The sequence below is a fragment of the Mesorhizobium sp. M4A.F.Ca.ET.020.02.1.1 genome (genome assembly GCF_004022645.1).
Classification (GTDB): domain Bacteria; phylum Pseudomonadota; class Alphaproteobacteria; order Rhizobiales; family Rhizobiaceae; genus Mesorhizobium.
Genome location: NZ_RZOI01000088.1, coordinates 1 through 13589, shown reverse-complemented (window position 1 = coordinate 13589; position 13589 = coordinate 1). Strand labels below are relative to the sequence as shown.

The window sequence follows — 13589 nt, the reverse complement described above, 5'->3', positions numbered from 1 at the left end:
ACCCATTGGTATTCCATGGCCAGCCGTCGGCAGCATTGCTGGTGATATAGGTATGCCAATCGCTGTCGAGAGTCGTACCGGAGAAGCTTTCCTCGTAGACGAGGTCGCTAGAGGTAAAGCCTGCGGGGGCGGAAAGAGTCATTCAGTGATCCTCTTTAGGCGTTGAAAACAGGGAACTTCCACTGCCGCGCATCGCCAAGGCGCGCGACATGTCGCATGCTCGCAGCTTGGCACCGCGAACGGATTTCAAGTGGCGGAGATTATTGTCGAGCGAGCCTAACGATGAGCTCGCCATCGGAGGCGGGTGTTGTCGACGGGAATGCTCGTCAGGCCTTCGCCCTTGAGCCCATAGACGGTGTCGCTGCCAACGCGCTCAAGGTGTTCGACGGTTCGAGCCGCGGCCGAATTGAGGTTGAGCGCACCTCTCCCAGCGGGCACGCCGCCGAGGTTGCTGTGTAGTATAGTCACAGTAGTTCCTTAGTTCATTGCGTCTTTTTTGTTTTTCATTCCACCCGCGCCCCTAAGTAAACACAGGCATTTCCGCTTTTTTACTTATTCACCCACGCCGCCTTGTACCTGCATGTATTGATCATTCAAAGGCGATGTACGTGACCCAGGCGGACCTTAGCACGGTTTGCGGCGAGAATGAGGCTTGGTTAACGATTATTCACACATTACTAATATAACTTATTAACACATTCTAATACGGAAAGTGATCGAACAGCCGCGCCGAGGCGGCCTTCCGGATGTCCTCCCAAGCCGTGTCCGTCGGTTGTAATGTTGCTCTGGCTTGGGCGCCCGTCGGTTCGAGCGGGTCGTTCGCAAATCAGGTCATCGAGAAGTGCGGCAGGGATGACTTCCGATGCTGCGTGGCGGACGGGCCGTCGGGTCTGTTGGGGGCTGCCAGCGCGGCCGTTCGAACCGTGCCGTTTGCGCGTCGATGCGCTTGGCCGAGGTCGCCTTGCGGCGTTGACGACGCTCCACGCCCGACATGTTGCTGAGCGACGTCGCCGGCGCATGGCGGCAATGTCCGCGTCATTCGCTTCCAACGATCGAAGGTACAAGGCTCGCCGTCATCGAGCGCTGTACAGCACTACGGGCCGTTCAATCGCAAACCAACGTGCCTGTATCGGGATCAAAATCTCTCAAGATTTGAATGGGGCCAAGACGTGCAACCGAATCCATGGGGGAAGTGTGATCGCCTGAGCGGCTTGTTCAAATGGCTGGAACGTGGCGCTACGGCACGAGGGTGCTTCGTCGCTGCTGGACGGCCACGCGGTTTGTCAATTTTGAACCGCGCAACCAATCGCCAAAGCTCCACCTCGTGGCCGTCGGCAAACCGCCTGGCGTACTCTTTCGCCGTAATGTCGTCGGCGCAGGCAAGGTTGACCCCGCCCATGAACTGGCCGTGTTCGTCCAGAACGTAGAACAGATAATGCGGCATCGTTTGTTCTCGATCAGGATCGCCAGCCCGTTTCGGCGCCAGCTAGATTCGGATTGAGGCCTCCAGCCGCGCTGCGCTTTTGTCGCCGATCGCTCCACTTTTGTGTACTTGCAAAACAAAGAGTCTGCATAACGACGTGCCCGAACATAGAGTGTATATCTTCCGACAGTTGCATGTCGTTCACATTGACCCAAACCACGTGTTGGGCGATCTGCCGGAGCGTTCCTCCGCCATATCCACAAAGACCTAACGTAACTGCGCCGTGATCGTTTGCGTATCGAACGGCGCGCAAAACGTTTTCCGAGTTTCCGCTTCCTGAAATTGCGATGACCAAGTCGCCCTCGTTCAGGATGTTCTTCAGCTGCTCGACGAACACATCCTGGAAAGAAACATCGTTGGCATAAGCGAATGTAAGTCCCACATTGTCGACAAGTGTCCGACCACGAAACGGGCGCTTCGTGGAGAGATAGATGCTCTTGTTCCAGTCGGTGATGAAATGTAGAGCAGTGAGTGAACTGCCGCCATTTCCAAGCGTGATTATCTGCTTGCCATCCTCCTGTGCCTGCGCGACCAAGGCCACTGCATTGTCGAAGCTTTGGTGGTCCAATGAAGCCAGGACGGTCTCAAGTTTCTTGAAATAGGCTTGAGCGCTCCCGCCAAGATGATTTATTGGGCGGGCTCCGATGTCGGTTGATTGGGTACTGCCGCCAAAATGTTTCATTGGGTGGACTCCGATGTCGGTTGATAGTGAACGATGCGGCTCCCGGCGAAGTCGAACTTCACGGGGAAATGCTTTAGGTTCCCGAGGGCCGCTTTGATTGCCTCGTGGCGATCGAGAGGCGCGAAGAACATGAGAAAACCTCCCGCACCTGCTCCGAGTAACTTGCCGCCCCTCGCACCCGCCTGCATCGCAGTTTGGTACCAGTGATCGATTGCATCGTTCGTGATGTCTTCGGAGAGGCCCTTTTTTAAGAGCCAGTTCTCGTGGAGGATTTCGCCGAAGGCGTTGAGGTTACATCGATGCAACTCATCACGAAGCTGATACGTGAGCTCGACCATCCGCCTGAGCGCTTTCCGCTTGTCCGGCGCTCTTGCGATGCCTTCCGACTGTCGGACGAGGATGTCTGAGGCACTGCGCGTAATGCCGGTGTAAAACATGAGAACTTGCTTCTCGATTGAAGCGATGAAATCACGCGGGCATATGAGCGGTGATACCGAAACGCTGTCATCAGAGTGAAACTCGATAAGGTTCAACCCTCCGAAGGCAGCGGCGTATTGATCTTGCCTTCCAATGGGTGCGCCACAAAGTTCGATCTCAATGCGACAACTGTCAGCGCCGAGCTTTGCCTTGGAGACATACTGCCCCCGAAACGCGTTCAACGCGTGCAGAAGGCCAACAGTAAAAGCGCTCGAGGATCCAAGTCCTGTTCCCTTCGATGGAATATCGGCAATGGTTGTTATCTCGACGCCTCCACAGATCCCGAGATATCCCATCGTCGCCCTGACAATCGGATGCTGGATATCCTCAACGCTATCCACCTCTTCCGTTTTGGAGTAAGCGATGCGGGTGCCGTTATCGAATTTGCGGTTCACATTCACGTAGACGTATTTGTCGATAGCAACGCTCAGGACGGCACCGCCCTCCTGCCGATAGAAGGCGGGAAGGTCGCTGCCACCTCCCACAAAGCTCACACGAAGCGGCGTTTGGCTGATAATCATCCGACTGCCTCAATCAGTTCGATCGCTCGCAATTGGATGCAATGTTCAGCACGCGCCCGCGATGCCAGCACGATCGGTGCCTCATCCTTCTGGCGCGAACTGTAGATACTCGCCGCAGCCTCCCGATCCACTCCTCGGCGCGAGTATTCGCGCGTTACTCGGCACCTCCTCAACTCCTCATCGATATCGACGAAGAATGTGTGTGCACGACCGTGCAAAACCACATCGCACAGCGAAAGAGCGACGGCTCCTTCCACGACCAGGACGGTTTCCGGAGAAATGGTTATCTTTTCCGATCTTGGATGCGATGCGCGGCTCAGCTTGTCGTAATAGGGCAGATCGTGCGTCTCGCGAGAACGAACGCCCACCAGGCGCCTTAGAACCTTCCTGATCTCGTTCATATCGTAACGACCAATCACCGTTGGTTCGCGATCGGCGACGGGACGTATCCAGCGATCAAGAGCAACAACTTGCGCATCAAAGCCGCGGCCGCGAAGAACCTCTGCGATAGCGCTGGAAAGAACACTCTTTCCGCTGCGGGAAAGCCCCCCCACGAAACAAACATCACCCGGCTTCACATGCGCGATCAGATCAGATGCTGTGTCTATCAAGGTCGGATGAACAGTGAGAATGAGCTTGGCAGCCTCGGACAAGTCCGAGACGGTGTAGTCGGGCATGACATGATATTTGCTATCCAAACCGCCCGCGCCCGTCTCAACCAAGATCGATCTGATGCCAGACCGTTTTGCGAGAGCAATGTCCGTAGAGGAATCGCCGATGATCCAGGATTGACTGCGATCGATATTGAATGCCTCGACCGCTTCATCGATCAGCCCGGTAGCAGGCTTGCGGCATTTGCAGCGGACCTTCAGTGCTTCCACCTCACCGACAAAGCCGCGATCTGGATGGTGCGGGCAGAAGTAGATGGCATCAACAAAAGCACCGCAGCGACCAAGCTCAGACTCCATCTTGTTATGGATCATCCGCAGGTCTCGTATGGAGCAGTCGCCTCTCGCCACAACGGGTTGGTTAGTAACGACGATTGTCCGGTACTCGGCCCGGTTGAAACAGGCGATCGCGGCGGCCGCCCCCTCAATCAGTTCGAAGCGTTCGGGACGATCGATATGTCCATGGTCAACATTGATGCACCCATCCCTGTCCAGGAATACTGCTTTCTGCGGCGATGCGAGTGAAGCTCGAGCTATGCGGCCCGATGCAAAGTCGGCGCAGACCTTGTCAAGTCTTGCCGGGGTTCCCGCGTCTTTTATGTACTCAGGGCTGCTATAGCTTCTAATTTCCGCGCCAGCCCGAAGCATTTCAGGAAAGAGGTCCTTGCCAAAATCGAGAGGAGTTACCGTAGAACGCCATGGGAATAGAGCTTGTCTTCGTATATAATAAAGAGCTGCGCTGACTTTATTAGGATAAAAGAACCCGGGATCATGTGGATATGGATGGAATGCGGTAACGATGCCATCTTCTGACGTTTCTATCAGATCGGAATCATGCGGATGATCGTTGGGATGGGTGAAAATTGTTGCCGCTGCCTTGTGTTTTTCGTGGAAGCACTTAAAGCGGGTGAGATCGACGTCGAGCATCGTGTCGCCGTAGATTGTAAGGAAGTCGTCGTCGAGCAGGTCCAAAACCGACAGTACTGCTCCAGCGGTCCCGCGAGGCGCCCCGTCATCCACGCAAAGAACGTCGATCCCCCAATTCTCGCGCTGATTGCAAAATTCCACAATTTGCTCTGCTGCGTGGTTCACCAGGATCAAGATCTTCTCAATCCCGTGTTGCTTGGCGAGGACGATTTGATGCTCGAGAAGTGGCTTGCCGCCAATGTTGGCTAGCGACTTAGGCAAATCACCTATCCGGCCCCTGAGCCGCGTCCCTCGACCACCTGCAAGTACAACGGCTTGCATCACAGGTGTCCTTCCTGCCGCACGATTTCTACGACGGCCTTTCGAACAGCGTCGGCCGAACCAAGCTGGGGCCGCCAACCGAGCGCACGAAGTTTTGCTATGTCATAGGAAAATCGGGGAACATCTCCCGCCCAACCGCGATCCTCAACACCGTATTCGATCCCGGCGCCCGGTGCGACAGCCTCTACGGTCGTTTCCGCTATGAAGCTAACGGTTACCCCTTTGTCCTCTGGACCGATATTGTAGCAGCCAAGCCGCTCGGATGCGTTTGCACGCAAGTAGACAATCGCATCAATCAGATCATTGACGTGAAGATATGCCTTGCGTTGCCGCCCCGACCCCAAAACATTCAGCTTGTTTGGCGAGACCTTTAGCTTTCTCACGAAATCCAGGATGACACCGTGTGTTGCTGGAACACCGATCACGTTCGGAAAGCGAAAGATCAAGGCCCGGTCCAACCAGTTCTCGACGGCAGCGCTGATGAGCGCCTCCGATGCGAGCTTCATGGCACCGTAGTTGGAGATGGGCAGCAGCGGCCCGACATCCTCTCTGATCGGAGCCTCCCCCAAATCGCCGTACACGGCTGAGCTGGACGCGAAAGCAAGGAACGGAACCCCGGCCTCCTTCATTGCCTGCAACACGTTGAACGTCGATAGAAAGGTATCGCGCAGATCAACGGACGCATCGGCGATTCCTGCAGGGATGTCCGAATTGGCAGCCATGTGCCAAACTTCGGAAATCGGAATGCGGCGGTGACAATTCATGAAGCGGCTTCTCACCGCACCCGCGTCTGAGAGATCCACTTTCTCAAAAATGAACCGCTCATGCGCGAGAAGCCCGTTCAGGTTTTCCCGAGAACCTCGCGACAGGTTGTCAAAACCGAAGACCGGATACCCACGATCGATAAAGACCCTTGCAAGCCTGCTTCCTACAAAGCCCGCAACTCCCGATACGAAGATGGCGTGCGGTTCACCCAATCGGATTGCCCCTTCCTCATGTGCGCAGGCTTTCGCGCCACAAGTCTTCCGGATTCTGCAATGACTTCCGTTTGCAAGCCTTCACCGCTGGAGAGCCGGGAGTTCGACCGGGCTGGGCGTTAAGCTGCGCCCGTCGTTAAGGTCATGCGTCTCATGCGTCTTTCTGAATCATCGCATGGTTTTCTCCGATCCGCGATCGTTCCTCAGGGGTAGCCCCATTTTGCTGATCGGACCGGATCGCCCCGCGCTCGCCTGCGCGGCGACGCCAACAACATCCCAGGAACGGTCACGGCGCTCTGCAGTCTGTTCACGCGTGCCGATCGCGGAGTCTCGCCATTTGTGTCGCTGGCGCATCGAGCCGGTCTTCGACTAAGAATATCGACGCAATGTCCCGGAAGAGGGTCGATCGCCGCCCAGCGAGAAGTTCCGAAACTCGATTCCGAGTTGCTTGAGCAGCGCTACACCGGGGACCTCTGGCGCCGGGTGCACGAGCCCGAGGATGGAGTCGGATCGGAAGGGCAGGGGGACATGCAGGGCCTCGGCTGCCTTGAGGAGGCCACTCACAAGCTGCCAGGGCACGGCGACGGCGTGCAGTGTTCTGCCTTGTGATGCGGCGATCTCTTTCATGAGCCGTCGGAACGGTACCGGTTCGGGGTTGGCCAGCCCTACCGGTTCCGGCAGATGCATGTCCGACACGGCAATACGCACCATGGCGGCGGCCATGTCCGCTTCATGCACGGTGAACTGATGGGAGCGCGCTCCGATGAGAGGCGTGATCGGCAGGTTAGTGAGCTTGCGGAGCGCGCCTGCCATCCCGCCCCAACCGGGGCCGTACACCAGTCCGAGGCGGGTGGAGACACCTCCCAGACTGTTAGCGGTGCGCTCGCAGGCCAGCTTCGCTTGGCCGTAAAGCTGCCGGGTTCCCTCATAAGCGGACATCGAGGAGATGAAAATGACCCGGCGAACCCCTGCATCGGCGGCATTGCGGAGGAGCTGCTGCGAGCCAGACACATTGACACCCCACACATCGCCGGCGCTGACAAGAGTCAGGTCCCATGCACCATGGATGAGGACATCCAGGTCGCTGATTGCGCTCCCCGACGGTGGGCGCCTGATCTCATAGGGGCGCCACTCGGCGACGCCGGCCATTGCGGCGGCAGATTCGGAGGTCACCCGGTTCGGTCGGACGAACGCGATGACCTCATGCCCTTCTTCGGCGAAGGTGGCACGCAGGATGGTCCCGACATATCCGTTGGCTCCGGTGATGCCGACCCGCATTTGAACGCTCAACTCGCCAGCTGCATCGCTTCGCGGGCGATGCGATGAGAATTGGCCATCACAGTCAGGGTGAAGGTAGTCGCTGGAACATTTGGGAAAACCGACCCGTCGATGAGATGGACCCGGTCCCAGCGCGCCAGACGCCCGAGGCGGTCTGTCGTCGCAGTCCCGGAATCCGGCTCACCGGCGTGAGGAAAGCTGCCGCCAAAGTGGTAGCTCTTGGCCCCGCCCGACCATAGCATCCGCGGCGTGATGGGCCACAAGTCAAGGTAGGGTGCCGCCCTGCGGATCCGCTTTATTACGTCAGGCAGCATCGGAGGCGCGTATTTGCCCCTGACCCTGGCCTGGCTGAAGCCCTCCGAAGTGAGGGTGATCTGGGGTAGCTCATCTGGAGCCGCGGACATCTGGGCGCTCACCCGGACCTTGGGTGACGCCCAGGACGGCAGGTAGCCCAGGCCTATCGTCAATCGGCTCAGGAGCCGATCCGTCGCGAAGGCGGCGGCGCGGTGTTGGAGGAAGCGGGGAAGCGCATCGTAGTATGCCTGGTTGAACGGATAGAAGTGAATTTGGGAGACATCGAAGCCTTCGTCGTCCATGACGATGGCCATGGTGAACTGGTTGAGCGTGAAGTCGCGCCTTGCACGCGGGTCGGGGGTCGGCTTCATGGACATCATTGGAAGGACGAACTGAGCCGATTCCGAAAGATGCACCGGCTGGTCCGATCCGAGCGAACCTAGGATCAGCCGAGTGGTCCCGATTGCTCCGCAGCCCACGAAGATCCGGTCGGCTGTGAATCGCTGCATCCGGCCGGTGGACAATTCCCGGGCCTGCACGACGGCCGTGTCGCCCTCCTGGCCGACTCGCACCGCAAGCAGCCCGCTGTGGTAATCGATCCTCCCGCTGCGCCTGAAGCGATCGAAGCTGTGCGAGGCCGAAAAGATTAGCGACCGCGGGCACCCGGTCATGCATAGGCCGCAAGGCTGGCATTGGGGCGCTGAGAAGGCGAGGCGAGCGCGGCCTATCGTTATGCCAGTGGAGCGCACCCGATCGCGGTGCCGGTCGTAGTTGGCCAGGACCATCTGCGTCCGCGGCGCCAGTGGCGGAAGCGGCTCCGGCGATCCGATGAGCGGGAACCACTCCTCGAGATCGTCGGACTGTCCAGCGAAAGGAATGTGACGCAGGATTGTCCGATAGTGCTCTTCCAAATCCGAGAAGTCGAACGGCCATCCCTTGAACGCGGCAGCGCTGAAGGGCATGATCTGGGCACCCCAGACATTGCTGAAGCCCCCGTAGGCGCTTGATATGACAGCTGAATTGACCCTGCCCTCGGCGTGGACGCCGTCGAGCTGACCCTTGTTGGCAAACGGGAAATCGGATCCGTAACTTCTCTTTTCAGGCAGCGAATCGGACTGGATCCGCTTGGGTTGCAGGCTTACCCGGCGGACGTCCTCCTCATCCCAGTTGTCGACAGGCTGCTTGGACAGCCTGGAGATCACCTCCTGCGTCTCCGCGTCCAGCACGGTGCCCGGATCGAACACGGTTATCTTCTCGTCCGGTTTCTCGGATAGCGCCAACACGGCGGCTGCTGCAGCCGGACCCGAACCAATGATTATCGAAGACGGCATCTACTCCCCAGGCCCACCGCCTTGCGCGGCCGTGTCCAGTATCTGCTTAGTCGCCTGTTGGCGCCGCCGGCGCAAGCGCCGCACCAGTTCGATCCTGCCGGCGACGTGGCCTGCCGCGGCCAGGCCCAGGCCAGCGATTATTGCTGCGGACCGGGCCAGCCCGTAGACGTCACCCTTGGCCGCTTGCAAAATCTCCCGCGGTACGCCCTTCGTCAGCGCGTACCAGACGAAGCGCGACTCTGCACCAAGAGTGGCGGCGTCGCCCATCTGGGCGAAGGCCTCGACCTTCCCCTTGTTGACGAAGAAGCAGCGGCGCCAGAAGTATTTCCAGGTCGGCCGTGAGGCGTGCACAAAATGGCGGACGGTCGCCGCTGGTTCATAGATGACCGCCTCACTGCCCTTGATATGCGCCACGCGGTGGCACATGTCCATGTCGTCGTGATGGTCGGAATGGAACCCTCCGACCTGCTCGAGGAGGGTCCGCCGCACCGACATGTTGGCGCCTATGAGGTGAGCCAAAGGGCCTCGGCTGGTCGGAAGGCCATCGTAAGCACATCCGAACACCCAGTCGAACTGCACGGGGAACCAGGCTGGACGGCCAGTCTCGAAAACCGGTAGGGGACGCCCGCCGACGGCGCCGATGCCTTCATCCTGGTACGGTTCGGTGAGTATCTCGAGCCAGTCCTTGTCGGCAGCTGCATCGTCATCCAGGAACGCCAGGATCTCTCCGGCGGCCGCCTCGGCCGCCGTGTTTCGGGCCGACCCCAGGTGCCCGTCAAACTTGTTCTGGATCACCCGTATAGGAGGGATGGATGCGGCGGAGTCAGCCCAGTAGGCGGCACAACGGCGGAACAGGGGCTGGTCGACGCAGACGATGATCTCGCAGGGTTGCAAGGTCTGCTCCTGCGCCGAGGCCACGGACTGAACCAACAACTCCCATCTGTCTTCAGTGTAGGCACAGATAAGCACTGAGATCGTGGGGCAGCGCGGAATCTGCCGGCTTTCGCTGCTGACGCTATCCTCAGGCTGCCCGGTTGTCGCAACGACAGAGCCTTTGGTCATGGCACCCGCCGGCTGGTTTCTGAGGCCAGGCTGGTTTCGCGTGTCTGCCTCGCCCGAGCCGTGGCGGCTTTGAGGATAGTCCAGAGCGCACCGCCGTCATTGTGGATATCGAACTGGTCGTGTTCGTCGGCGGGATAGCGTCCGCTGTCCTGCAGCGACACCAGCCGCCACACCATCCAGCCGGCGCAGTTGCGATCGCGCGTCACCGTGTCGAGCCACATGGCGTAAGCTTCAGCCGCGTTCTGATTGGAGCGGGCATGGCCGAATTCCTCCATGAGAACCGGCTTTTTGGCGCGGGCTGCCAGCTGGCAGAACTCGGGGATCATGTCGTTGAATTGCTGGATCGTGAGATTGTAGAAGATCGGATAGCCGTGCCAGGTCCCGAAATCGAGGGTCGGGATGGTCAAATCGGCTAACTTCGGGTCGAAAATGTTGGCATTCCCTGAGCTGACAAGGTGATTGGAATCGAGGGACTTCACGTAGGCCGACATTTCGGCAGTCCAGGTCAACCGCAAGGCCAATGGCTGCGCATTGCCTTCGTTGATCAACTCCCAAGCCATGATGGTCGGGTCGTCCCGGTAGGCAAGCCCGGTGAGCGGGTTGACGCGCTGCACAACGTGGCGGACCCAAGTCCGGTAGTCCTGCTTCGTGCGCGGGTCAGTGAAGAAAAACGTTGATTCGTCGCTGCTGCCATACCAGGCCCGCATCTGCTGGGCGCCACCCGTGAACGCCCAGAAATCCACGACGGCGATGATCAGCCTCAGGCGCCGCTTGCCGGCCTCGGCAATGAGGAAATCAACCTTCTGCATGCCGTTGGCGCCGTCATTGATCGCCATCCTGTTTTGACTTGGATCCCAGTAGAGCAGGTACGTGCCCTTGACTGCGAGGTTGCTGGCTTCGCCTTCAAGCCGCCAATCCCAGATCGTGGGGACCCTCCCGTCGAGCGACCCGATCACCGGCTGGAGGAAGATGCGGACCACGTTGGCGCCCATCGCCACGGCGTCATCGAGAACGCGGGTGACCTCATCCTGCGAACCGTAGGTCAGATAGTGGTTGTTTACGCCGGTCACGAAGAACGGCTTGCCGTCCAGCGTGAAGCTCGTTCCGGAAGTCTTGATGAAGGACGTTGCCGATGGTTTGTCCACGGTGCTCGCGATTGCCAGAACGGAGACGAACGCGAGCGCAAGTGCACACCACCACGCATTGCGCAGTCCATATTTCGCCCGCTGCCAGTCGATCACCATTCCCTGCATGTGGCTCTGGCCGGGCGCTGAGTGCAATCGCCCCTAAGGATTACCTCCTCTGGCCTCGCACAGACCGGCGTCGATCGGGCATAGTGGTGCTGGCTGGTGGTTCTCGTCAAAGCTGTCGTCTTCTTGAAATCCGACGTGTTCTTGAAACCCGACGTGAGAACAACAATGCGCATTTGCTTGAGTCTCGATCCGTCGCGGCTGCTGCGCTGGCATCTATGGTTGGCAGAGGCGCTCGCTGAAGTGCCCGGCAACGATGTCTCCTGCGCTTTCGCGGCCGACTGCCGCCCGCTGCCGTTGATCTTCCGTCTGCTGCTCGAACTCGAACGACTGGTCTATGGCTTTCGCGGGAAGGGCGCCATTGACCCCGTCGAAGCGGAGCTGCGGTGCCTGCCGCCGCCTCCAGCCGGCCAAATGGATGTGGTGATCGATTTGAGCGGGTCGGAATCGCTCCCGGCCGCGCGGCGCGTGATCACCCCGGTCTTCAACGGCGCACCCGGCGAGATCGGAGTCGTGGCGGCCTGGGTGAATCATCAAGATCTTCTCGTCGACCTGCATGACACGGCGCGCCCATTGCGACCGTGGACGGCGCGCCCGACCAGCGCAGACCGTCAAGTGTTGGCCTTGAGGCTCGACAGCGCCCTTTCCTGCGCTGTGCCGCTGATCCTCAAAGCCCTGGCCGAGGAGACCGGTTCGGCTGCGTCCGCAAGCCCCGGTCCACGGACGGCACCACCTTCGTTTGGCGCGCTATCGGCGCTTGCCAGGGCGACCGGCACGGTTGCATCGAAGGCGATCGGCCTTTTGGACGCCCTGGCGAGAGGCGGCAGGATGTGGGGGATTGGCTGGCGCTTCGATGAATCGGCGAGCCTGCTCGACAAAGGCGAAGCCGCCTTCCGGGTGCTCACCGGAAATGCCGACGGCTACCTTGCCGACCCGTTCCCGTTCCGGCACCAGGGGCAGGATTTCATCTTTGTCGAACAGTACCTCTACTCGAAGAACCGCGGGTGCATTGCGGTTGTTGCAGTGAACCGGGACGGGACAGTCGGCGCATCCCGGATCGTTGTGGAGGAACCGCATCACCTCTCGTACCCGTTCGTGTTCGAGCAGAATGGTCAGATCTGGATGATCCCTGAATCGGGGGCGGCCAGGAATGTCAGCCTCTACAGGGCAGTGGAGTTCCCCTACCGGTGGACACGGGAGGCCTGCCTCATGGAAGGCATTGAGGGCTACGATACCACGCCGCTCTGGCATGACGGCGGCTTTTGGTTTTTCGTCAGCCCAAGGCTGTGGAGGTCCACGTCCTGGGACGCCTTGAGCCTCTACCATGCCGAGAGCCTGACCGGGTCTTGGACGCCTCATGCCGCCAACCCCGTTCTGCTCGATGCCAGGCTTAGTCGCCCCGCAGGCGCCGTCATCCGACACGGCGGACGCGCGCTACGCCCGGTCCAGGACTGCGCGCGCGGCTATGGCGGCGCGGTGACGTTCTGCCAGATCGATGCGCTGGGCGCGTCGGAGTTTGCTCAGACTCCGATCGGTCGCATTTGGTCCGGAGCGTTGGGATGTCACACCTACAACCGCCGGTCCGGCCTGGAGGTGATCGACCTGTTCGGGCATATCCGGGGTTTGCGAGAGGTGACGACCTCGTATCGGTTGCTGGTGCCCGACGCGCCGGTCTCGGGACCGAGCGGGGTCTCGGAACCGTGCGGGCAGCCCGTCTCCTGGCCGGTCTCACCGGGTTAGCTGGCCGCAGCCAAGGCGGCTCGAGCGCAGCCTGTAAAGAATCGGGCGCGCTCGAGCCTGCCAACACAGCCGTGAAGGTGATCGCCGCCGCCGCCGTACTATCCGTGCTGGTGGTATGAGCTGAAAACAACCTTAAGGGATACCCCAAAAGAGCTAATCATCTATTGTCCCTTCGCTAATCATCCATTGTCCTTCCATTTCAGATCTTCACCGGTAATGCTCGTATAATAGCCAAAGCTCTAAGGGGGCCGTAAGCGCACCGATCTTCTTTCATCTCATCTTCATTTCTCTATGGCCGGGAGCCCTCATATGGTTGGATCAAGCATCTGCGGATGTGGCGGTCATTGGAGCTGGCCCCTGCGGCTTGTCGTTGGCCGCGCGCTGCCATGAATGAGCGCCTCTCCAGCAAACTCGCCCACGTCGGTGCCGTATCGCCGCCCGACCCGATTGAATTTGCCCTGCAGCGAGCACTGACGCTGCCCCGAGTGAGCTTCATCGTCCCGACGCTCAATGAAGCCGAGAACCTCCCCTGGCTTCTGCCGCGCATCCCCAGCTGGGCGCATGAGATCATTATCGTG

At 59.6% G+C, this 13589-nt stretch carries 9 protein-coding genes and 1 pseudogene; 2 read left to right on the top strand and 8 right to left on the bottom strand.

Annotation, left to right across the window (positions count from 1 at the left end):
- Positions 1 to 1457 precede the first annotated feature (1457 nt).
- The 8 genes from EN742_RS08905 to EN742_RS08870 form a co-directional block, all read right to left on the bottom strand.
- Complete coding sequence (locus EN742_RS08905) at positions 1458 to 2165, bottom strand: SIS domain-containing protein (protein WP_126055885.1); 708 nt, start codon at positions 2163 to 2165, stop codon at positions 1458 to 1460.
- Complete coding sequence (locus tag EN742_RS08900) at positions 2162 to 3163, bottom strand: GHMP kinase (protein WP_127406208.1); 1002 nt, start codon at positions 3161 to 3163, stop codon at positions 2162 to 2164. Before EN742_RS08900 ends, EN742_RS08905 begins: the two co-directional genes overlap by 4 nt.
- A complete protein-coding gene (locus EN742_RS08895) occupies positions 3160 to 5079 on the bottom strand; it encodes an HAD-IIIA family hydrolase (protein WP_127406207.1) in 1920 nt (639 codons plus the stop codon). The genes EN742_RS08900 and EN742_RS08895 overlap by 4 nt, the downstream gene beginning before the upstream one ends.
- Positions 5079 to 6056, bottom strand: a complete 978-nt coding sequence (locus EN742_RS08890; protein WP_189375246.1) for an NAD-dependent epimerase/dehydratase family protein — start codon at positions 6054 to 6056, stop codon at positions 5079 to 5081. The genes EN742_RS08895 and EN742_RS08890 overlap by 1 nt, the downstream gene beginning before the upstream one ends.
- 369 nt (positions 6057 to 6425) lie before the next feature.
- Positions 6426 to 7334 (bottom strand): NAD(P)-dependent oxidoreductase, encoded by a 909-nt coding sequence (locus EN742_RS08885; RefSeq protein WP_127421303.1) that lies wholly within the window; start codon positions 7332 to 7334, stop codon positions 6426 to 6428.
- Between the two features lie 8 nt (positions 7335 to 7342).
- The gene (locus tag EN742_RS08880; RefSeq protein WP_210214443.1) at positions 7343 to 8908 is read right to left on the bottom strand and encodes a GMC family oxidoreductase; all 1566 of its coding nucleotides are present in this window, start codon (positions 8906 to 8908) and stop codon (positions 7343 to 7345) included.
- A 51-nt stretch (positions 8909 to 8959) separates the two neighbouring features.
- Positions 8960 to 10021 carry a glycosyltransferase gene (locus EN742_RS08875; protein WP_127406219.1) on the bottom strand — a complete coding sequence of 354 codons (1062 nt, stop codon included), beginning with the start codon at positions 10019 to 10021 and terminating at the stop codon, positions 8960 to 8962.
- A complete protein-coding gene (locus EN742_RS08870) occupies positions 10018 to 11265 on the bottom strand; it encodes a cellulase family glycosylhydrolase (RefSeq protein ID WP_127406220.1) in 1248 nt (415 codons plus the stop codon). The genes EN742_RS08875 and EN742_RS08870 overlap by 4 nt, the downstream gene beginning before the upstream one ends.
- Positions 11266 to 11370: 105 nt before the next feature.
- Between EN742_RS08870 and EN742_RS08865 the strand changes: the two genes are divergently transcribed.
- Positions 11371 to 13011 (top strand): hypothetical protein, encoded by a 1641-nt coding sequence (locus EN742_RS08865; RefSeq protein ID WP_127406221.1) that lies wholly within the window; start codon positions 11371 to 11373, stop codon positions 13009 to 13011.
- 386 nt (positions 13012 to 13397) lie between these two features.
- Positions 13398 to 13589: pseudogene (locus tag EN742_RS39225) on the top strand (hypothetical protein); the annotation flags it as partial.

Excerpts from the sequence above, each read along its gene's own strand:
- EN742_RS08875 (WP_127406219.1), bottom strand. The coding sequence starts at position 10,021 with ATGACCAAAGGCTCTGTCGTTGCGACAACCGGGCAGCCTGAGGATAGC.
- EN742_RS08900 (WP_127406208.1), bottom strand. The coding sequence starts at position 3,163 with ATGATTATCAGCCAAACGCCGCTTCGTGTGAGCTTTGTGGGAGGTGGC.
- EN742_RS08905 (WP_126055885.1), bottom strand. The coding sequence starts at position 2,165 with ATGAAACATTTTGGCGGCAGTACCCAATCAACCGACATCGGAGCCCGC.
- EN742_RS08870 (WP_127406220.1), bottom strand. The coding sequence starts at position 11,265 with ATGGTGATCGACTGGCAGCGGGCGAAATATGGACTGCGCAATGCGTGG.
- EN742_RS08895 (WP_127406207.1), bottom strand. The coding sequence starts at position 5,079 with ATGCAAGCCGTTGTACTTGCAGGTGGTCGAGGGACGCGGCTCAGGGGC.
- EN742_RS08885 (WP_127421303.1), bottom strand. The coding sequence starts at position 7,334 with ATGCGGGTCGGCATCACCGGAGCCAACGGATATGTCGGGACCATCCTG.